The organism is Streptomyces himastatinicus ATCC 53653 (assembly GCF_000158915.1).
In the GTDB taxonomy this organism is placed as follows: Bacteria; Actinomycetota; Actinomycetes; order Streptomycetales; family Streptomycetaceae; genus Streptomyces; species Streptomyces himastatinicus.
This window is the reverse complement of the sequence record NZ_GG657754.1, coordinates 3,338,030-3,358,906: the sequence shown is the minus strand read 5'-3', so window position 1 is coordinate 3,358,906 and position 20,877 is coordinate 3,338,030. Positions and strand designations below refer to the sequence as shown.

Annotated in this window: 16 protein-coding genes and 1 pseudogene; 8 read left to right on the top strand and 9 right to left on the bottom strand. The window is 70.5% G+C overall.

Annotated elements, in window-relative coordinates:
• Window positions 1–75: 75 nt before the first annotated feature.
• Window positions 76–1,161 (top strand): branched-chain amino acid aminotransferase, encoded by a 1,086-nt coding sequence (locus SSOG_RS13625; protein ID WP_009714803.1) that lies wholly within the window; start codon window positions 76–78, stop codon window positions 1,159–1,161.
• A gap of 311 nt (window positions 1,162–1,472) precedes the next feature.
• The gene (gene cimA, locus SSOG_RS13620; protein ID WP_009714802.1) at window positions 1,473–3,071 is read left to right on the top strand and encodes a citramalate synthase; all 1,599 of its coding nucleotides are present in this window, start codon (window positions 1,473–1,475) and stop codon (window positions 3,069–3,071) included.
• Between the two features lie 103 nt (window positions 3,072–3,174).
• Here cimA and SSOG_RS13615 read toward each other — a convergent pair whose 3' ends face one another.
• Window positions 3,175–3,732: a YceI family protein gene (locus tag SSOG_RS13615; RefSeq protein WP_009714801.1), complete on the bottom strand. Its 558-nt coding sequence runs from the start codon at window positions 3,730–3,732 to the stop codon at window positions 3,175–3,177.
• A gap of 147 nt (window positions 3,733–3,879) precedes the next feature.
• On the opposite strand from SSOG_RS13615, the gene SSOG_RS13610 reads away from it, so the two are divergent.
• The 3 genes and pseudogenes from SSOG_RS13610 to SSOG_RS55960 form a co-directional block, all read left to right on the top strand.
• Window positions 3,880–6,267: a polysaccharide lyase 8 family protein gene (locus SSOG_RS13610; protein ID WP_009714800.1), complete on the top strand. Its 2,388-nt coding sequence runs from the start codon at window positions 3,880–3,882 to the stop codon at window positions 6,265–6,267.
• 217 nt (window positions 6,268–6,484) lie between these two features.
• Window positions 6,485–8,068, top strand: a complete 1,584-nt coding sequence (locus SSOG_RS13605; protein ID WP_009714799.1) for an acyl-CoA carboxylase subunit beta — start codon at window positions 6,485–6,487, stop codon at window positions 8,066–8,068.
• 25 nt (window positions 8,069–8,093) lie between these two features.
• Window positions 8,094–8,333 (top strand): annotated as a pseudogene (locus SSOG_RS55960) (acyl-CoA carboxylase subunit epsilon); the annotation flags it as partial.
• Between the two features lie 136 nt (window positions 8,334–8,469).
• Here the strand turns inward: SSOG_RS55960 and SSOG_RS13595 are convergent.
• The 8 genes from SSOG_RS13595 to SSOG_RS13560 all read right to left on the bottom strand — a co-directional run bounded on the left by SSOG_RS13595 (window position 8,470) and on the right by SSOG_RS13560 (window position 19,100).
• A complete protein-coding gene (locus tag SSOG_RS13595; protein WP_078510301.1) occupies window positions 8,470–9,048 on the bottom strand; it encodes a GTP-binding protein in 579 nt (192 codons plus the stop codon).
• Window positions 9,029–9,703, bottom strand: coding sequence for a DUF742 domain-containing protein (locus tag SSOG_RS48370; RefSeq protein ID WP_078510300.1), 675 nt, complete (start codon window positions 9,701–9,703; stop codon window positions 9,029–9,031). Before SSOG_RS48370 ends, SSOG_RS13595 begins: the two co-directional genes overlap by 20 nt.
• 87 nt (window positions 9,704–9,790) lie before the next feature.
• Window positions 9,791–10,204 (bottom strand): roadblock/LC7 domain-containing protein, encoded by a 414-nt coding sequence (locus SSOG_RS13585; RefSeq protein WP_009714795.1) that lies wholly within the window; start codon window positions 10,202–10,204, stop codon window positions 9,791–9,793.
• A gap of 10 nt (window positions 10,205–10,214) precedes the next feature.
• Complete coding sequence (locus SSOG_RS13580; RefSeq protein ID WP_106516394.1) at window positions 10,215–13,319, bottom strand: sensor histidine kinase; 3,105 nt, start codon at window positions 13,317–13,319, stop codon at window positions 10,215–10,217.
• Between the two features lie 337 nt (window positions 13,320–13,656).
• Window positions 13,657–14,244 (bottom strand): GTP-binding protein, encoded by a 588-nt coding sequence (locus SSOG_RS13575; protein ID WP_009714793.1) that lies wholly within the window; start codon window positions 14,242–14,244, stop codon window positions 13,657–13,659.
• Window positions 14,225–14,635: a DUF742 domain-containing protein gene (locus SSOG_RS13570; protein ID WP_009714792.1), complete on the bottom strand. Its 411-nt coding sequence runs from the start codon at window positions 14,633–14,635 to the stop codon at window positions 14,225–14,227. The genes SSOG_RS13575 and SSOG_RS13570 overlap by 20 nt, the downstream gene beginning before the upstream one ends.
• Before the next feature lie 94 nt (window positions 14,636–14,729).
• Complete coding sequence (locus tag SSOG_RS13565) at window positions 14,730–15,143, bottom strand: roadblock/LC7 domain-containing protein (protein ID WP_009714791.1); 414 nt, start codon at window positions 15,141–15,143, stop codon at window positions 14,730–14,732.
• A gap of 9 nt (window positions 15,144–15,152) precedes the next feature.
• The gene (locus SSOG_RS13560) at window positions 15,153–19,100 is read right to left on the bottom strand and encodes a sensor histidine kinase (protein ID WP_050799851.1); all 3,948 of its coding nucleotides are present in this window, start codon (window positions 19,098–19,100) and stop codon (window positions 15,153–15,155) included.
• A gap of 594 nt (window positions 19,101–19,694) precedes the next feature.
• Between SSOG_RS13560 and SSOG_RS13555 the strand changes: the two genes are divergently transcribed.
• From SSOG_RS13555 to SSOG_RS58435, 3 genes are all read left to right on the top strand, one after another.
• Window positions 19,695–19,874 (top strand): hypothetical protein, encoded by a 180-nt coding sequence (locus SSOG_RS13555; protein WP_009714789.1) that lies wholly within the window; start codon window positions 19,695–19,697, stop codon window positions 19,872–19,874.
• A gap of 120 nt (window positions 19,875–19,994) precedes the next feature.
• The gene (locus tag SSOG_RS13550) at window positions 19,995–20,786 is read left to right on the top strand and encodes a fumarylacetoacetate hydrolase family protein (protein WP_009714788.1); all 792 of its coding nucleotides are present in this window, start codon (window positions 19,995–19,997) and stop codon (window positions 20,784–20,786) included.
• The coding region (locus SSOG_RS58435; RefSeq protein ID WP_154686095.1) for a glutamate--tRNA ligase family protein at window positions 20,779–20,877 on the top strand (99 nt) is incomplete at its 3' end. The genes SSOG_RS13550 and SSOG_RS58435, both read left to right, overlap by 8 nt.

Here is a 20,877-nt window from a genome sequence, read left to right as displayed (position 1 = left end):
GACGTCCTAGTACCGATCACGGACAAGGATGGTGTGAGCGCGGTCCGCCACAACGGAAGTGAAGGACTACCACGAATGACGACGCCCTCGATCGAGCTCAAGCCCTCCTCGCACCCGCTCTCCGACGCGGAGCGGGAGGAGATCCTGGCCAGCCCCGGATTCGGCCGCCACTTTACCGACCACATGGTGACGATCAAGTGGACGGAGGGCCGCGGCTGGCACGAGGCCCAGCTCGTGCCCTATGCCCCGCTGTCGCTCGACCCGGCGAACATGACGCTGCACTACGCGCAGACGATCTTCGAAGGGCTCAAGGCGTACCGCCAGCCCGACGGGACCGTGGCCACTTTCCGTCCCGAGCAGAACGCCGAGCGGTTCCAGGCTTCCGCCCGCCGCATGGCGATGCCCGAGCTGCCGGTCGACCTGTTCCTCGCGGCCTGCGACGCCCTGGTCACCCAGGACCGGGCATGGGTGCCGGGCAGCGGTGAGGAGTCCCTGTACCTGCGGCCGTTCATGATCGCGAGCGAGGTGGGGCTGGGCGTCCGGCCCGCTAATGAGTACCTGTTCGTCGTGATCGCCTCCCCGGCGGGCGCCTACTTCCCGCGCGGCGTGCACCCGGTCTCCGTCTGGCTGTCCGAGGAGTACGTGCGGGCGGCCCCCGGCGGCACCGGCACCGCCAAGGCGGGCGGCAACTACGCCGCCTCGCTGGTGGCCCAGGCGCAGGCCGCCGAGCAGGGCTGCGACCAGGTGGTCTGGCTGGACGCCATCGAGCGCCGCTGGATCGAGGAAATGGGCGGCATGAACCTGTACTTCGTGTACGGGAACCGCATCGTCACCCCCGAGCTGTCCGGTTCGCTGCTCCCCGGCATCACCCGCGCCTCGCTGCTGCGGATCGCCGAGGACCTCGGCTACGAGGTCGCCGAGGGCCGGATCTCGGTCGACGACTGGCGCGCGGGGAACGAGGACGGCAGCCTGACCGAGGTCTTCGCCTGCGGCACCGCTGCCGTGATCACCCCGGTCGGCTCGGTGAAGTCCGCCCGCGCGAGCTGGACGGTGGGCGACGGGCAGCCCGGCGAGGTCACCACGAAGCTGCGCAAGGCGCTGCTGGACATCCAGACCGGCGCCGCTCCCGACCCCCACGGCTGGCTGCACCGCGTGGGCTGAGCCTCTTGAGGGTGGGAAAGCCCGCATCCTGAGACGGATCGGAGCACGGAGGCGGAATGTGCTTGACTGCCTCCGTGCTCTCGTTCGCCACGATTATTGGCAGCAGGCGCGCCGGTCCGCAGTGATCGCCCCGTACGACCCCGTACGACGCGACCACCGTGCCCCAGACCCGCGCGCAGACCTCTCGCACCCGCGAGGGGTCTTTTCGTTTTCCGGACCATCCCACCGGATGCGGAGCGTGCGGGACCATGGAGGGCGCGGAACCGGATATTCCGGTAGCCCCAGATCCATCCGACAGGAGCCAGACCACCATGAAGGATCGGCCCGACGACAGCTTCCACGTCTTCGACACCACGCTGCGCGACGGCGCGCAGCGCGAGGGCATCAACCTGACGGTCGCCGACAAGCTCACCATCGCCCGTCACCTGGACGACTTCGGCGTGGGCTTCATCGAGGGGGGCTGGCCGGGCGCCAACCCGCGGGACACGGAGTTCTTCGCCCGTGCCCAGGCGGAGATCGACTTCAAGCACGCCCAGCTCGTCGCGTTCGGCGCCACCCGCAAGGCGGGCGTCAGCGCTTCGGATGACCCGCAGGTCAAGGCGCTGCTGGACTCGGGCGCCCCGGTGATCACCCTGGTGGCCAAGTCCCATGACCGCCATGTGGAGCTGGCCCTGCGCACCACGTTGGAGGAGAACCTGGCGATGGTCGGCGACACCGTCGCCTACCTGCGGTCCCAGGGCCGCCGGGTGTTCCTCGACTGCGAGCACTTCTTCGACGGCTACCGCGCCAACGCCGAGTACGCCAAGCGGGTCGTCGCCACCGCGCACCAGGCGGGCGCCGACGTGGTGATCCTCTGCGACACCAACGGCGGCATGCTGCCCGGCCAGATCGACGCCGTGGTCCGTACCGTCCTCGCCGACACCGGCGCCCGCCTGGGCATCCACACCCAGGACGACACCGGCTGCGCCGTCGCCAACACCCTGGCCGCGGTCGACGCGGGCGCCACCCACGTCCAGTGCACCGCCAACGGCTACGGCGAGCGGGTCGGCAACGCCAACCTCTTCCCGGTCGTCGCCGCGCTGGAGCTGAAGTACGGCCGCCGGGTGCTGCCGAAGGGCGCGATGGAGGAGATGACCCGGATCTCGCACGCGATCGCCGAGGTCGTCAACCTGACGCCGTCGACCCACCAGCCCTATGTGGGGGTCTCCGCCTTCGCCCACAAGGCCGGGCTGCACGCCTCCGCGATCAAGGTCGACCCGGATCTGTACCAGCACATCGACCCCGAGCGGGTCGGCAACACGATGCGGATGCTGGTCTCCGACATGGCGGGCCGCGCCTCGATCGAGCTGAAGGGCAAGGAGCTGGGCATCGACCTCGGCGGCGACCGCGCGCTGGTGCAGCGGGTGGTCGAGCGGGTCAAGGAGCGCGAGCTGGCGGGCTACACGTACGAGGCCGCCGACGCCTCGTTCGAGCTGCTGCTGCGCGCGGAGGCCGAGGGCCGGGTCCGCCGCTACTTCCGGGTCGAGTCCTGGCGCGCGATCGTCGAGACCCGCCCGGACGGCACCCACGCCAACGAGGCGACGGTGAAGCTGTGGGCCAAGGGCGAGCGCATCGTCGCCACGGCGGAAGGCAACGGTCCGGTCAACGCGCTGGACAAGGCGCTGCGCGTGGGGCTGGAGCGGATCTACCCGCAGCTCGCCAAGATGGAGCTGGTCGACTACAAGGTCCGCATCCTGGAGGGCAAGCACGGCACGGAGTCCACGACCCGGGTGCTCGTCTCCACCGCGGACGGACAGGGGGAGTGGTCCACGGTCGGCGTCGCCGAGAACGTGATCGACGCCTCCTGGCAGGCGCTGGACGACGCGTACGCCTACGGGCTGCTGCGGGCCGGAGTGGAACCGCAGGAGTAGCCGCCGATACGCGAGGATCCGCGGTCCCGGCAGAAGCCTTTGGGGGTGTAGCCCTGCCGGGGCCGCGGAGTATGCGGGACGAACCGAGCCCTGAAAGGCGGATTCAGCCCTGTGCGGTGTTCTTGATCGCGGAGATGTCGAAGGTCAGCTTGGCCTTGTCGCTGACCATCACCCCGCCGGTCTCCAGTGCGGCGTTCCAGGTCAGGCCCCAGTCGGAGCGCAGCAGCTCGGCACGGCCCTCGAACCCGACGCGCTCGTTGCCGAACGCGTCGGTGGCCGAGCCGTTGAACTCGAGGTCGATGGTGATCGGACGGGTGACGCCCTTGATGGTCAGGTCGCCGGTGATCCGGTAGTTCTCCTCGTCGACCTGCTCCGCGGCGGTGCTGCGGAAGGTCATCCGCGGATGGGTCTCGGCGTCGAAGAAGTCGGCGCTGCGCAGATGGGCGTCGCGGTCCGCCTTGCCGGTGTCGACGCTCGCGATCGTGACGTCGAGGGAGGCGGTCGAGCGGGACGGGTCGGCGCCGTCCAGGTGAAGGGTCCCCTCGTGTTCGGGGAAGGACCCGCGGACATTGGTGACCATGGCATGCCGCACCGTGAAGCCGATGCTGCTGTGCGCTGGATCAACGGTGTAGTCCCCGGTCAGTGCGGTGAGATCCGCCATGGCTCCTCCTTCGGGCGTATTATTTGTTCAATCTTGAACAAGGGGGAGAGTAGACCTCTTCGGTGCAAACCTCAACATCCGTGGCGTATGGAAGACGGAGAACCCGGGCATCATCCCCACCGCCCGTCCGCCCCCGCTGGAGGTCGCATGCCACCGCGCCCGCTCAGACCCTGGTCCCGGCGAGGCTTCCTGGCCGCGGCCGCCACCGGAGCGTTATCCCCCGCCCTCGCCGGCCCGCCCGCCCACGCGGCCGGGCCGGACTTCGACGCCCTGCGCCGCCGCTGGACCGACCTCACGCTCGGCACCGGCTTCGACCCCGCCGCCGAGCCGTACGCCGCCCGCCTCGCCGAGACCGGGCGGCTGGCCACCGGGTTCCGTACGAGCATGGCGCCCGCCGCCGCGTCGCTCTGGCCCGACCAGCCCTTCGACCCGCCCGCCGGGATCACCCAGAGCTACCAGCGGCTGAACACCATGGCCCACGCGTACGCCCAGCCCGGCACCGGCCTCACCGGCGACCCCGGCCTCGCCGAGGACATCGCACGCGGCATCGACCACCTCGACGCCACCGTCTACAGCCCCGCCACCACCCGCTACGGCAACTGGTGGGAGTGGCAGATCGGCAGCCCCCGGCTGCTCCTGGACACCCTGGCGATCCTGTACGACCGGCTCGGCGAGGAGCGGCGGGCGCGCTGCCTCGCCGCCGTCGACCACTTCGTCCCCGACACCATGCTCGGCGACTACACCGGCACCAGCACCGGCGCCAACCGCGTCGACCTGTGCCGCGTGGTGGCCCTGCGCGGCATCCTCGGCGCGGCGCCCGCCAAGGTCGCGCTCGCCCGGGACGCGCTCTCGCCCGTCTTCCCGTACGTGACGAAGGGCGACGGTCTCTACGCCGACGGATCGTTCATCCAGCACACCTGGGTCGCCTACTCCGGCACCTACGGCTATGTCCTGCTCGACGGCCTCGGGAGGCTCTTCGCCCTGCTCGCCGGGTCGGAGTGGGAGGTCACCGACCCCAACCGGCGGATCATCCTGGACAGCGTGGAGCACGCGTACGCCCCGCTGCTGCACGACGGGCTGATGATGGACGTTGTCTCCGGCCGGGCCGTCAGCCGCGGCGTCCAGGTCAACGATCCACGAGGGATCATGCAGAGCGACCATCAGCGCGGCCATCTGTTCCTCGCCGCCATCGCCCTGCTCGGCACGGGCGCGGACGACGCCACGCGGGAGCGCTGGAACGGCATGGTCAGGGGCTGGATCGCACGCGACACCAGCAACCCCGTGCTGACCGACCCGCAGTTCGGCGTCGCGGACCTGGCCCGGCTGGCGGCCGTGGCGAAGGGGCCGGGCCCGGCGCTGCCCGAGCCCATCGGCCACCGGCTCTTCCCGGCCATGGACCGGGCCGTGCACCGGCGCCCCGGCTGGACCGCCGCCCTGGCCATGGCCTCGGACCGGATCGCGTACTACGAGAACGGCAACGGCGAGCACCCGCGCGGCTGGCACACCGGCGCCGGAATGCTCTCCTGGTGGGCGGGTGAGGGCACCGCGGGTCAGTACACGGACGCCTTCTGGCCCACGGTCGACCCCTACCGGCTGCCCGGAACCACCGCCTCCGCCCGGCCCCTGGCCGACAACGAGGGCGGCGGCTGGGGCGAACCCAAACCCGCCGCGCGCTGGGTCGGCGGCACCACCGACGGCGAGTACGCCGCCATCGGCCAGGACGTACGGGGACTCGGCTCCACCCTGCGCGCCAAGAAGTCCTGGTTCTGCGTGGCCGACGCGATCGTCTGCCTCGGCGCGGACATCACCGCCCGCGACGGCGCCCCCGTCGTCACCGTCGTCGACAACCGCAACCTCGGCGCCGACGGCACCCCCACGCTCACCGTCGACGGCGTCCCCCAGCCCGCCGCACCGGAGCGGACCCGCACCTTCCGCCGGGCGCGCTGGGCCCATCTCGCCGGGCACGGCGGCTATGTCTTCCCCGGCGGCGCCGCCCTGCACACCCGGCGCGAGGCCCGCACCGGCTCCTGGCGGGACATCAACACCGGCAGCTCCCCGGACCTCCTCACCCGCCGCTACCTCACCCTCTGGCACGACCACGGCACCGACCCCGACGGCGGGGGCTACGCCTACCTCCTGATGCCGGGCGCGGGCCCGGCCGCCCTCGCCGCGCGTGCCGCCGACCGCCGCTGGCTGACCGTGCTCGCCAACTCCCGTGCCCGGCAGGCCATCGCCATCCCGTCACTCGGCGTCACGGCGGCCAACTTCTGGGCCCCGGGCACGGCCGGTCCGCTGACCGCGGGCGCCCCGGCGAGCGTGCTGCTGCGCCGTACCGGACGGCACACCGCACACCTCGCGATCGCCGAGCCGCTCAGGACCGGGGAGCCGTTCGACGTCCTCTGGACGCATCCGGTGCGCGCCGTGACGGCCCACGACGCCACGGTCGAGGTGCTGGCCACCGGCGGCACCCTGCGGCTGCGCATCACCCCCGGCACGGCCTGCGCCACCCATCACTGCGTGGTCGCGCTGCGCTAGCGTCCGCCCGGGTGTCGACCATCCGGGTGGTAAAGCCCACCGGTTACGGGGTGTCGCCCACAAGATTGTGGGGTGCCGACAGGGCTCCTCACCCTTGGGGGTGCCGGGTAAGGGGAAATCCGCTGTCCAGTTCTGTTCCGCCTGCCCACGAAAACGGGCCCGACGTTGTATGGAATCGACATGCGTTTCCGGGGCTCACAGAACGTACCGTCGTTCCATGACCAATCTCGAAGGTGCGCCCGAAGAGGCGAGTGACGTCCGCGGGCGCGTCGCCGAGCTGCACGCGATCCGCGAGCAGGCTCGGCGCGGCCCGAGCGAGCGGGCGACCGAGGCCCAGAAGGCCAAGGGCAAGCTGACCGCTCGCGAGCGGATCGATCTCCTGCTGGACGAGGGGTCCTTCAACGAGGTGGAGCCGCTGCGGCGGCACCGCGCGACCGGATTCGGGCTCGAGGCGAAGAAGCCCTACACCGACGGGGTCGTCACCGGCTGGGGGACCGTCCACGGGCGGACGGTGTTCGTTTACGCACACGACTTCCGGATCTTCGGCGGCGCGCTGGGCGAGGCCCACGCCACCAAGATCCACAAAATCATGGACATGGCCATCTCGGCCGGGGCGCCGCTGGTGTCCCTCAACGACGGCGCCGGGGCCCGCATCCAGGAGGGCGTCTCGGCGCTCGCGGGCTACGGCGGCATCTTCCAGCGCAACACCAAGGCGTCCGGTGTCATCCCGCAGATCAGCGTGATGCTCGGCCCGTGCGCCGGTGGCGCCGCGTACTCCCCGGCGCTCACGGACTTCGTGTTCATGGTCCGCGAGACGTCCCAGATGTTCATCACCGGACCCGATGTGGTCCAGGCGGTGACCGGGGAGAAGGTCACCCAGAACGGTCTGGGCGGCGCGGACGTGCACGCCGAGACCTCGGGCGTGTGCCACTTCGCGTACGACGACGAGGAGACCTGCCTGGAGGAGGTGCGCTACCTCCTCTCGCTGCTGCCGCAGAACAACCGGGAGAACCCGCCGGTCGCCGAGGCCGACGACCCGGTCGACCGGCGCGGCGACTCGCTGCTCGACCTCGTCCCGGCCGACGGCAACCGCCCGTACGACATGCGCAAGGTCATCGAGGAGATCGTCGACGACGGCGAGTACCTGGAGGTCCACGAGCGCTGGGCGACCAACATCATCTGCGCGCTGACCCGGCTCGACGGCCAGGTCGTGGGCATCATCGCCAACCAGCCGCAGTCGCTGGCCGGCGTGCTGGACATCGAGGCCTCGGAAAAGTCCGCGCGCTTCATCCAGATGTGCGACGCGTTCAACATCCCGCTGATCACCTTCCTCGACGTGCCCGGCTTCCTGCCCGGTGTCGACCAGGAGCACGGCGGGATCATCCGGCACGGCGCCAAGATGCTGTACGCGTACTGCAACGCGACCGTGCCGCGGATCTCCGTCATCCTGCGCAAGGCGTACGGCGGTGCGTACATCGTCATGGACTCCCAGTCCATCGGTGCCGACCTGACCTACGCCTGGCCGACCAACGAGATCGCGGTGATGGGTGCGGAGGGCGCCGCCAACGTGATCTTCCGCCGTCAGATCGCCGACGCGGACGACCCCGAGGCCATGCGCGCGCGCATGGTCAAGGAGTACAAGTCCGAGCTGATGCACCCCTACTACGCGGCCGAGCGGGGCCTGGTGGACGACGTCATCGACCCGTCCGAAACCCGTGAGGTCCTGATCCGGTCCCTGGCGATGCTGCGCGACAAGCACGCCGACCTGCCGTCCCGCAAGCACGGCAACCCGCCGCAGTAACGCCCACGAGGGAGACGAAGACACCGTGAGCACGCCCACCGACATCGCCGACACCGCCGCCGCGGCGGCCACCCTGGTCCGGGTCGAGAAGGGCCACGCCGACGCCGAGGAGCTGGCCGCGGTCACCGCCGTGCTGCTCGCCCGCGCCGCCGCCACCGCCGGTCACACCCGTGACGGCGCCGCGGCCCGCCCGCGCTCCAGCGCCGCCCGCTGGCGCCGGCTGGAGCGCCGCCCGGCGTTCAGCGCCCCGCACAGCTGGCAGGGCGGACGCCCGTACCGCATACGCGAAATCCCCCGCTCTACGAGGGAGGGCGGGGGATTTTCCGTATGCGATGCCGGATCCGATACCGGTGGATACCGGCTGGTTCCGGCGGGCCGGGGCCCGCCGGAACCGGGCGCGGCTAACGCAGCCGGGCCATCAGCGCGTGCTCGACCAGCGTGATCAGCGCGCTCTTGGCCTCGCTGCGGTGGCGCGCGTCCGTGATGATGATCGGCGCGTCCGGGCCGATCTGCAGGGCCTCGCGGACCTCTTCGGGACTGTACGGCTGGTGTCCGTCGAAGCCGTTGAGGGCGATGACGAAGGGCAGGCCGGAGTTCTCGAAGTAGTCGACGGCGGGGAAGCAGTCGGCGAGTCGGCGGGTGTCGACGAGGACGACGGCGCCGATGGCGCCGCGGACCAGGTCGTCCCACATGAACCAGAACCGGTCCTGGCCGGGGGTGCCGAACAGGTACAGGATCAGGTCCTGGTCGAGCGTGATGCGGCCGAAGTCCATGGCCACCGTGGTGGTGGTCTTGTCCGGCGCGTGGGTGAGATCGTCGATGCCCGCCGAGGCGGACGTCATCACGGCTTCGGTGCGCAGCGGGTTGATCTCCGAGACCGCGCCGACGAACGTGGTCTTGCCCACGCCGAAGCCGCCCGCCACCACGATCTTCGCGGAGGTGGTGGAGCGGGCTGCACCGCTAGAGCTTGCGAAGTCCACTGAGCACCCTTTCGAGCAGTGTCACGTCAGGCTGGCCGCCGGCGGACTCGTCGCCGCCGGGCTGGTGAATGGCGACGAGCCCGGCCTCGGCCAGGTCGGCTACGAGGATCCGGGCGACGCCGAGGGGGATGGTGAGCAGTGCGGAGATCTCGGCGACCGACTTGATCTCGCGGCACAGTTGGCAGATCCGCTGATGCTCGGGGAGCTGGCCCTGGAGCTGGCTGGGATCGGCCGTGGTGTGTACCAGTGCCTCGATGGCGAGCTGGTACCGGGGCCGGGTACGGCCCCCGGTCATGGCGTACGGGCGCACCAGGGGGTTATGCGCGCCTCCCGTGGGGGAAGGTTCCGGTGCGAGGCGCTGAGGCGGCTGTACGGGCTGGATGCGGGGTGGCTGCGGTGGTTCGTACATCGGACTCTCGGGAGGCGCGTAGGAGGGCGCGTAGAGGTCCTGCTGGCCCTGTGGGGGCAGGGGCTGCGGGGGCATCGGCTCCTGAGGCTGCTCGCCGGGGTAATCCCAGGACTGTTCGCCCGGGTACGGGGAGCGTGCCTGGCGGCTGGGCGCGGAGGGGAAGTTGAAGCGCTTCATCGGGGCTTCTCCGCGCGGTTCGGACGGCTGCCCATGGCCGTACGGATATCCGCTAGGGGGCGTTGCCACGTTTCCTCCTCCAACTCCAACGTGCCTGTCGGCCGGTCGCGCCACCGCACCCTATGGCGCGGTGGCGCGAAACGCACTCCATGTTTGCTAGTTGAGAAGACTGCCTTGCAATTCGGCGCGCAGGTCGGGGGTGAGGACGTTGCCTGCGCGATCGACGAGCAGGGCCATCTCGTAGCCGACGAGGCCGATGTCGCACTCCGGGTGGGCGAGTACGGCGAGGGAGGAGCCGTCGGAGATGGACATGATGAAGAGGAAGCCTCGTTCCATTTCGACGACGGTCTGGTTGACCGCGCCGCCTTCGAAGATGCGGGAGGCTCCGGCGGTGAGCGAGGTCAGCCCGGAGGCGACCGCCGCCAGTTGATCGGCTCGGTCACGGGGGAAGCCTTCGGACATCGCCAGAAGGAGTCCGTCGGCGGAGACCACCACGGTGTGGGACACCCCGGGGGTGTTGTCCACGAAATTGGTGATCAACCAGTTCAGGTTCTGCGCCGCCTGGCTCATCGGGCTCACACTAACGCTCCTGATCGTAGGTGCTGCCGGGGCCGAAGCCCTGTTGGTCATGCTGGTCACGCGGGGTGATCCCGGATCCCGCATCGCGTCCCCGCTGGATGCCGCGGCGCAGGTTGCTGAGCCTGCCGCGGACGTCCTCCGGGGCCCGGGAGACCTGGGGGCCGCCCTGTCCGGTGGGCTCCGCGGCACCTTCGACCAGGTTGGCCTTGGGCACCCTGCGGGGCAGACCGGAGGAGGTGACCCCGCCGGCCTTCGGCTCGCGGAGCTGTTCGGCACGGTGCCAGCGCTGGTCGTTTTCCGACTGCCACTGGTTACCGTCCTCCTGCGGGGTCTGCCGCGGCCGTTCCGGCGCCGCAGCCGCCGCCGGCTCCCCGACTGCCGCCTGTGCCCCTGTCTCCTCGATCGGCTGCCACTGCTTGTCGCGGCGCGGGAGCCCCGCGTCGGTCATGGAGTGGACGCCACTCGGAGAGGGGCCCGGACGGTGGAACTCTACGCGGTCCTGCGAAACTTCGGGACCGCCGGGTCCCGATTCCGTTTGCGTCCCGAACTGCGACGCGAAGGGCATTTCAAAAGATCCGGAATCGCCCCACTCTCCCTGCTGGGAAGGTGAGTTGTAGCCCACGTACGGCTGCTGTTCCGGCTGTGTCTGGGCTGTGAAGTCCGCTTCCGGTTCAGAAAAGGCGGAATCCTGGTACTGGGGACCGGCCGGTGCCGGGCCGGGCTGGGCCAGCAGATTGGGCTCGGCCGGGTCGTGCCGCGGCTCCTGCTCGTGCTGCATGGCCTGGAGCCCGCCGTACTGCCGCGGGGGCTGCTCCGGCCGCTGGAACTGCTCCTGAGACGGGAACTGCTCCTGCCGCTGGAGCTGCTCCTGGGCGTACGACGAGTCGTCGAAGCCCAGCTCGGCCGCCGTGCGCGAGGACAGGGCGACGTCCTCGGCGGTGTACGTGGGCTGCGATTCCGGCTCCGGCTCCGGGACGAGCCGGGAGACCGTGAACTCGTCCTGGGGCAGCTCCTCGCCGCCACCGCCGTGGGTGATCGCGTCGGGCAGCATCACCAGCGAGGTGGTGCCCGCCTGCTCACCGGCCGGGCGCAGCTGCACCCGGATGTTGTGCCGGTCGGCGAGGCGGCCGACCACGAACAGGCCCATGCGCTGGGAGACCGCGGCGTCCACGGTCGGCGGCTTGGCCAGCTTGTGGTTGATGTCGGCGAAGTCCTCGGCGGTCAGGCCGATGCCCTTGTCGTGGATCTCGACCACCACCCGGCCGTCCGGCAGCCGGGTCGCGGTGACCCGCACCTTGGTGTGCGGCGAGGAGAAGGTGGTGGCGTTCTCCAGCAGCTCGGCGAGCAGATGGACGAGGTCGGTCACCGCGGTGCCGTGGATCTCGGTCTCGGAGATCCCGGCCAGTTCGATCCGCTCGTACGACTCCACCTCGGACGAGGCGGCGCGCAGCACGTCGATCAGGGGCACCGGCTGGTTCCAGCGACGGCCCGGCTCCTCGCCCGCGAGGATCAGCAGGTTCTCGCCGTTGCGCCGCATGCGGGTGGCCAGGTGGTCCAGCCGGAAGAGGTGCTCCAGCTGGTCCGGGTCGGCCTCCCGGCTCTCCAGTTCGGAGATCAGGGTGAGCTGTCGTTCGATCAGGCCCTGATTGCGACTGGAAAGGTTCGTGAAGATCGCGTTGACGTTGCCCCGCAGCATCGCCTGCTCGGCCGCGAGACGTATCGCCTCGCGGTGCACCTGGTCGAAGGCGCGGGCGACCTCGCCCAGTTCGTCCCGGGTGTTGATCGGGATCGGGGTGACCCGCGTGTTCACCCGGCCCGGGTCGGTACGGGAGAGTTGGTCGACCACCATGGGCAGCCGCTGCTCGGCGACGTCGAAGGCGGCGTTGCGCAGCTGGAGCATGCTGTGGCTCATCGAGCGGGCCATCCGGCCGGCCACGATGAACGCCACGAGCAGTGCGACGAGCACGATCGCGGCGTTCACGATCGTGTCCTGCTTTGCGTTCGCGGATATTTGCGATGCCTCGTTCACGGCCTTGTCGACGAGGTTCTGCTCGGCGTCGCGGTAGGCGTCGAACTTGACCGTGGACGCCGCGAACCAGGCGTCCGGAGTGATGCCCTGGTCCGCCAGGTCCTCGGGTGCCGAACCACCGGCAATGGCCTGGACCATCCGGTCCATGGAGGGCGGTTCGGTGTACGTCTTCCCCGCGGACTCGGCCTTCTGCTTGGCCGCGGCGCTCTGCGCCTCCGCCCGCTTCTTGGCCGCGGTGAGGGTGTCCTCCAGCCGGGTCACGTCCTCCGGGGTGCCCGCGGCGTTGAACTCCCCGAGGGCGATGCCCTCCAGGTAGACATAGCTGCCGAAAGCGGTCAGCTGGGTCTTGCGGTCGGCCGCCGACGGACCCGGCTTGACCAGCAGATGCGTGCCGATGGAGCGCTGGAGCGACTCGGCGCCCTTGGCCAGTGAGACCGCGTAGACGGTGCGGCCGTAGGAGGTGATGTTGCCGGTGCCCAGGCCCAGTTCGTTGGCGAACTCGATCAGCGAGTGCTCGACGCCGACGTAGCCCTCTTCGGTCTTCACCGCCCCCAGCCGGTCGGTGTAAGCGTTCCGCCGCAGCGCCACCAGCTGGGGTTCGGCCGACCGGAACGCCTTGAGGCGCCGTTTGAGGGTCGCCGTCTGCGGCATGTCGGCGGCCGCCTCGTCGAACTGCGCCTTCATCGCGTCGGTCGTCGCGCGGACCTTGCGCACCACGTCCTCATTGGTGCCGGTCAGCAGTGGTCCCGCGGTCCGGTCGCGCTCGTCGACCAGCGCGTGGGCGTAGGACTCGGCGGCCCGGACCAGCTTGGCGGTGCGTTCCGCGTCCTGCGCCTCGTTCCAGGTGGTGACCGACGCCGACACCTGGAACCCACCGAAGACCAACGCCACCAGCACGGGGATGAGCAAAATGGCGTACAGCCGCGTGCGCACCCCCCAGTTCCGCGGGGTGATCCGGCCACCTGTGGGGGTGGGCGGATCCGACGCATCTGCGGACGGTGCCGCTGTGCGTGTACGCGGCGGCGGGGTGAAGTTCCCTCGCGCTTCTTGCGCGGGGTCCGGCGTGCTTCGCCTCACTCGACCAACAACCTCTCGGCGTCGGCACCGATCTCGTGCCGTTCCCAGTTGAGCCCTTACTGCCCAGTTCAACGAATTCCAGCACGCCCCGCAGGTGCTTTCCAAACACTACGCAAACCGATCAGTCTGTTGTCTAGACCAGAGATAAAACGGGCGTTAAGGGTGAGCCATGTCAAATACCGAACGAGTTGAGCGCGCACCGGAGTCGATCACGTGCGCTCCGTGTCGACGAGCCATGTTTTTCTCTGTCGAAACGTTATGAAGGCACGAGCGGGCCGTGTCGTTGGACACAACCCGCTCGCACCTGAGCCGCCGGACAACTTCCGGCGGTCTTTCCCTACTTGAGCCGGGCCATCAGCGCGTGTTCGACCAAGGTGATGAGGGCGCTCTTGGTCTCGCTGCGGTGGCGCGCGTCCGTGGTGATGATCGGGGTGTCCGGGCCGATCTGGAGGGCCTCGCGGACTTCCTCCGGAGCGTAGGGCTGGTGTCCGTCGAAGCCGTTGAGGGCGATGACGAAGGGCAGGCCGGAGTTCTCGAAGTAGTCGACGGCGGGGAAGCAGTCGGCGAGTCGGCGGGTGTCGACGAGGACGACGGCGCCGATGGCGCCGCGGACCAGGTCGTCCCACATGAACCAGAACCGGTCCTGGCCGGGGGTGCCGAACAGGTACAGGATCAGGTCGTCGTCCAGCGTGATGCGGCCGAAGTCCATCGCCACGGTCGTTGTGGTCTTGTCCTGCACATGGCTCAGGTCGTCGATGCCCGCCGAGGCGGACGTCATCACGGCTTCGGTGCGCAGCGGGTTGATCTCCGAGACTGCGCCGACGAACGTGGTCTTGCCCACGCCGAAGCCGCCCGCCACCACGATCTTCGCCGAGGTGGTCGTGCGGGCCGGCGGGGCGCCGCCGCTAGAGCTTGCGAAGTCCACTGAGCACCCTTTCGAGCAGTGTCACATCCGGCGTGCCGCCCGTCTCCGAGCTGCCCCCCGGCTGGTGGATCGCCACCATGCCGGCCTCCGCCAGGTCGGCCACCAGAATCCGCGCCACCCCGAGGGGTATGTTCAGCAGCGCCGACACCTCCGCGACGGACTTGACCTCCCCGCAGAGATGGCAGATGCGCTGGTGCTCGGGGAGCAGTCCCGCCAGATGCGCGGGGTCGGCCGTGGTGCTGACCAGGGCCTCGATGGCGAGCTGGTAGCGCGGCCGGGTCCGGCCTCCGGTCATGGCGTAGGGACGCACCAATGGCTGGTCGCCTTCACCCCCGTACGGCGAGTGGTGATGGCCGCCGTACGGGCCGGTCGAGGCAGGGGGCGGGGTCATGAGTCCTCCGGTCGGACAACAAGGTGACGACGTGTGCCGTCGGTCGGTGCCGGTGGGGGGCGCCCGGCCGTACGGCCGGGTGGGCGGTCGGGGGTCAGTTCAACAAGCTGCCTTGCAATTCGGCGCGCAGGTCGGGGGTGAGGACGTTGCCCGCGCGATCGACGAGCAGGGCCATCTCGTAGCCGACGAGGCCGATGTCGCACTCCGGGTGGGCGAGTACGGCGAGGGAGGAGCCGTCGGAGATGGACATGATGAAGAGGAAGCCTCGTTCCATTTCGACGACGGTCTGGTTGACCGTCCCGCCTTCGAAGATGCGGGAGGCCCCGGTGGTGAGCGAGGTCAGGCCGGAGGCGACCGCCGCCAGTTGATCGGCTCGGTCACGGGGGAAGCCTTCGGACATCGCCAGAAGGAGTCCGTCGGCGGAGACCACCACGGTGTGGGACACCCCGGGGGTGTTGTCCACGAAATTGGTGATCAACCAGTTCAGATTCTGCGCCGCCTGGCTCATCGGGCTCAACTAACGCTCCTGCTGGTAAGTCGGGCCTACGCCGCGATCATGATTGTCGTCGAGGCCGGTTCCGGCCCGACGACCCTGCTGAATCCCCCGGCGGAGGTTGGTCAGCCTCCCGCGTACATCGTCGGGCGCGCGAGACACCTGGGGCCCCACCTGCTCGGGCTGCTGCGACGGCTGTGCGGCACCCTCCACGAGATTGGCGCGGGGCACCCGCCGTGGCAAGCCGGACGCCGTGATACCGCCGGCGGCGGGCTCGCGGATCTGCCCCGCGCGCCGCCAGCGCTCGTCGTTGGCCGACGACTGCCACGTGGATTCCGGACCACCGCTCAGCCCCTGGAAACCGGCGCCGTTGGTGCCGCCGGTCCGCTGGGCTCCGTTGGTGGTGTCGCCCATGCCACCGGTTCCGCCCGCCGCCGCGGTGTTGTACTCACCGGTGTTCCAGGACGGCTGCTGCGGCTCGCGGCCCCGGGCGGGCGGCACGGCCGACGCGGGCTGCCCGGGCACGGGCTGCCCGGACGCGGGCGGCTCGGGAGCCTGGGCGGGCGGCTCGGCGGGGTACCGCCCGCCGTCGCCCCGGCCGCCCGAGGGATCGGCCTGGGGGTGGAGCCAGGTGGATTCGATGGTGTCGAATATCGGCGTCCGGCCGTCGCCGGGTCCGGCGGCGGGCGGCAGGCTGTCGTCCGTCTGGCGACCGCCGCGCGCGTTCCGGTCGTCCCGCACCTGCGGGAACTCCTCGGTGTCGCCGGGCCCCTGGCCCAGCTCCGGCCGGGCGAACTCGCCGGTGTCGCCGGGCCCGCGCCCGTAGTCGGGGCGGTTGAACTGCGAGGTGTCGCCCGGACCGCGGCCCTCCTGGCCGGGTACGGCGAACTCGCCGGTGTCACCGGGTCCGCGACCGACGTCGGGACGCTGGAACTCGCTGGTGTCGCCCGGTCCGCGACCGAAGTCCGGACGCTGGAACTCGCTGGTGTCACCGGGTCCGCGGCCGTAGTCCGGGCGCTGGAACTCGCTGGTGTCACCGGGTCCGCGGCCGTAGTCCGGGCGCTGGAACTCGCCGGTGTCGCCCGGTCCGCCCTGGCCGCGGCGCGGCTCGAACAGGTTGGGGCCGTCGCTCAGCTGGGGCAGCTCGCCGGTGTCGCCGGGGCCGCGGTTGCCGAACGGATCGCGGCGCTCGCCCGGGCCGAGGTCCGGGCGGGCGAACTGGCCCGTGGTCTCGGGCTCCTCGTGTCCGCGCGGCTGGTCGCCCGCGTCCCGCCGTCCCGCCGGTCCCGCCCAGTCGTCCTGGGGGCCGGCGCCCCAGCTGGTGCCGGGCGCCTGCTGCGGGCCGGGAAGCTCACGTGCCGGGTCGCGCGACGGCAGCTGCGGACGGTTGCCCTGGTCGCCGGAGTCGGCGCGGCCGGGCGCACCGGTCGGCGGTGCGACCGTCGGGCCCTGGTCGTTGCGCGTGGGCAGCGGAGGTTGACCGGAGGGGGCTCCAGCACCGGCACCACTGCCGGGCCCGGCCGGGGGCTCGTTCCGCTGCGCCGACCGCCCGGGCGCCTCGAAGAGGTTCGGACCGGAGGGGGCGCCGCCCGTCGGGCCGGCACCCGATCCGGCACCCGCACCCGCACCCGCGCCGGCACCGGCCGGACGGGTCGGAAGGCCGCCGGTGCCGGGCAGCGCGGTACGCGGACCCGCGCCGGGGACCTGACGCCGCGAGGGCGCCGAACCGAGCAGCCCCGCCGAGCCGTTGCCCGGCCCGCCCTGGCCGCCCGGACCACCCTGGCCGCCGGGCCCGCCGGACTTGCCCCCGGCGCCCTGCGGCGTGGGCTTGCGGCCGCCCTGGGCGACGTCCACCGGCAGCATGACCAGCGCCGTCGTGCCGCCCGAATCGGACGGCCGGAGCTGGATGCGGATGCCGTGACGCAGCGACAGCCGGCCGACCACGAACAGGCCCATGCGCCGGGACACCGACACGTCGACCGTGGGCGGCGAGGCCAGCCGCTCGTTGATCGCGGCCAGGTCCTCCGGCGAGAGCCCGATACCGGTGTCATGGATCTCGACCAGCACCCGCCCGTCGGGCAGGGCGTGACCGGTGACCTTGACCTTGGTCTGCGGCGAGGAGAAGGAGGTGGCGTTCTCCAGCAGCTCGGCGAGCAGGTGCACGAGGTCGTTGACGACCCGGCCCGCGACCTCGGTCGCCGGGACCGAGCTGAGTTCGATGCGCTCGTACTGCTCCACCTCGGAGGCGGCCGCGCGGAGCACGTCCACCAGCGGGACCGGCCGGGTCCAGCGGCGGCCGGGCTCCTCGCCCGCGAGGACCAGCAGGTTCTCGCCGTTACGGCGCATGCGGGTCGCGAGGTGGTCGAGCTTGAACAGCGAGGACAGCTGGTCCGGGTCGGCCTCGCGGCTCTCCAGCTCGGAGATGAGCGAGAGCTGACGCTGGATGAGGCCCTGGCTGCGGCGCGAGAGGTTGGTGAACATCGCGTTGACGTTGCCCCGCAGCAGCGCCTGTTCGGCGGCCAGCCGGACCGCCTCGCGGTGCACGTCGTCGAAGGCCGCGGCCACCCTGCCGATCTCGTCCCGGCTGTGCACACCGACGGACTCGACGGAGGTGTCCACGTCCTGCGGGTCGGACTCGGACAGCTGCTTGACCAGTTCGGGCAGCCGCTTCTCGGCGACGTCCTGCGCGGTGTCCTGGAGCCGGCGCAGCGAGCGGACCATGGACCGGGCCACCACGAACGCGCCGACCAGCGAGACACCGAGGACGAGAAGGATCAGCGCACCGTTGAGGATCGCGTCCTGCTGGGCGTCGTCGCGCAGCTCACGAGACTTCTGCGTCATCTCGCTGAGCAGCGTCTGCTCGATCTTGCCCATCTCGTCGATCTTGATACTGTCCTGGTCGTACCAGTCCAGATAGGTGCGCTTCTCGGCCTTGAGGCCGTCCGGATCGCGCACCGCCCGGTCGGCGTACATGGTCGCCGCCTTGATGTCCGGGCGGCTGTCCAGCGGCTCCAGCAGGTCCTCGGAGTTGCCCTGGCGGATCTGCTTGAAGCTGCCCAGGGCCTCGTTCTCCTTGTCGACCGCGGTCCTGGCGAACCGGCTGTCGTTGGCGGAGAACTCGGCGCCCTTGGGGTCGGCGAGGGCGGCGCTGATGAGCGCGCGCTGGATGGAGGCGTACTCCTTGGCGGAGGAGAAGGTGGCGAGCGCGCGGGTGTTGTTGATCATCGCGCGGTTGCTGGTGGCCTGCGCCATGTCCTGGGACAGCGACAGCAGCGAGTTGATCAGCTCGTTGTAGTCCTGGACCGTCAGCGAGTAGTACTGGCTGTTGTCGTACGCCGTGTCACGAATATCGTTGATCTTGCCGAGCTGGCGGTCGATGTTGACCAGCGTCGACTGCACACCGGCCATCGACTGGTCGCCGGGCTCGACGTTGTCGGTCGCCTTGCGGAAGGCCGCGATCGCGCGGTTGGTGTCCTCGCGGGTGGAGACGACACCGTCGTCCTTCTCGTTGCCCTTGCTCGCCAGCGGCCCCGCCGACTTGTCCCGCTCCGCCTGGAGCGCGTTGGACAGCTGAGTGGCCTGCTGCGTCATCTCGGTGAGCAGCTTCATCTGGTCGAGCTGCTGGATGTTGTCCAGCGAGGTGTCGATACGGAGCGCCCCCAGCGTGGTCGCCGCGACCACGGGGAGCGCCAGCAGGGACACCAGCCTGGTACTGATCCGCCAGTTCTTGAGGGCCACCCGGGCGCCGGGCCCACTGGGCGCCGACGATGACGTGGACTCGGCCGCGCCGCCGCCACCGCTGGGCGCGCTGGTCTTCGTAGCGCTCTGGGCGCCGGTCTCGGGGCCCTGGTCGGCCGGGGGCCGCCCGCCGCCCTGGGCACGCTGGGGCGAGGAACCGCGGTCGGTCCCACCGCGCGGCTCCGGGTCCGCCGAAGTTTCCCCGCGGCCCTGGCGGGCCTGGGGAGACCCCATACCATCCCTCTTGAAACGTCCCTGCACTAGCGTCGCAACCTCTGGACCAGGCGCTTCACCGGATCAGCGGTGAAGCGGTGTCGAGTCGAGGGGGACCGCGGCCCCCCAATTCGGTCGTGAGTGACCGGCGCGCTTCCTTTCGTATTCGACTGGAGGAGCCCCCGCCGCTCGGCGCCTCCGTCTTGCGCCCCCATGCGCGCCGGCTAGTTCCCACGGCGGTCCCGGGAATTCCAGCACAGTGCCGGATGCTGCAACAAGGGCAAGGGGTAAGGCTGTGACGCGCGTGACGCTCAGTGCGGGCGCTATTACCGGACGTAGAAAGTCATGTCCTCGATAACGGACTTTTGTGAACGAGTCGATCGCGGCCACGGCGTGTCCGGCTAGCGATGATCAAGAGCGGAACGTCTCGTTCGGGGGTGCAATGTCCGTTTCGGGGCGTGGAATGTGTGCCGTGAATGCGGCATTTGCCCGATGATTCGTGAGCAAAATCACATGCCGGTCGAGACTTTTTCTGCGATTCCATGGGCAAGGCCGCCCCTAGCCTGACGCTTTACACAACCGGTCGATACGACAACAACGCGAGGCGTAAACCCAGTGAAGACGACTCTGATGTTCCGCACGATAGCCAACCCTCGGCGCACCACCCTGGCCCATCTCGGGGACGCCGAGGAACTGCGGACCGAGACCGGCGATCAGCCGGAGCACCCCGTCGAACTGCCCACCCAGACCGCCAACCCGCGGCGCACCGTGCTGACCGAGGCCCCCGGCCACTGAGGCGCACGCGCCTCGTCCCTCCACGGGGACGGGCGAGCCGACCCGGCGGCGCGCGGGAGGCGGGGCGATAGCCTGGAGCGTCAGTCTCCAGCGAGTCCAGTTAAGAGGCACCAGCTTCCCGTGCGCATCGCCAGATTCTCCATCGATGGCAACGTCGCCTTCGGAGTGGTCGAGGGCGAACCGTCCGACCAGGGCGGCCCCGTCGTCGACATCATCAAGGGACACCCCTTCGCCGAATTCGAGCGCTCGGGGCAGAAGATCCCCCTCAGCAAGGTCCGGCTGCTGCCGCCCGTCCTGCCCAACAAGGTCATCGGGATCGGGCGCAACTACGCCGAGCACGCCGCCGAACTCGGCAACGAGGTCCCCGACGTGCCGGTCGTCTTCTTCAAGCCGTCCACCTCGGTGATCGGCCCCGGCGACCCCATCGCGTACCCCTCCTTCTCCTCCGAGGTGCACCACGAGGCCGAGCTGGCCGTGGTCATCGGGCGGATGTGCCGCGAGGTCCCGCGCGAGCGCGTGGCCGACGTCATCCTCGGCTACACCTGCGGCAACGACATCACCGCGCGCGACGCGCAGCGGCGTGAGAAGCAGTGGGCACGGGCGAAGGGCTTCGACGCCTCCTGCCCGCTGGGCCCCTGGGTGGAGACCGACATCGACCTGGAGCGGGCCGCCGACCTCGGGGTCATGTGCACCGTCAACGGCGAACAGCGGCAGCTGGGCCGCACCAGCGAGATGGTCCGCTCGATCGAGGACCTGATCGTGCACATCACCGAGGCGATGACGCTGCTCCCCGGCGACGTCGTGCTCACCGGCACCCCCGCGGGCGTCGGCCCGCTCACCGTCGGCGACGAGGTCGCCGTCACCATCGAAGGCATCGGCACTCTCACCAACAAGGTGATCAAGCGTGGCTAGCGCAAGCTCCCCCGCCCCCGTGCGGGTTCGTTTCTGTCCCTCGCCGACCGGCAACCCCCATGTGGGCCTGGTCCGCACCGCCCTCTTCAAC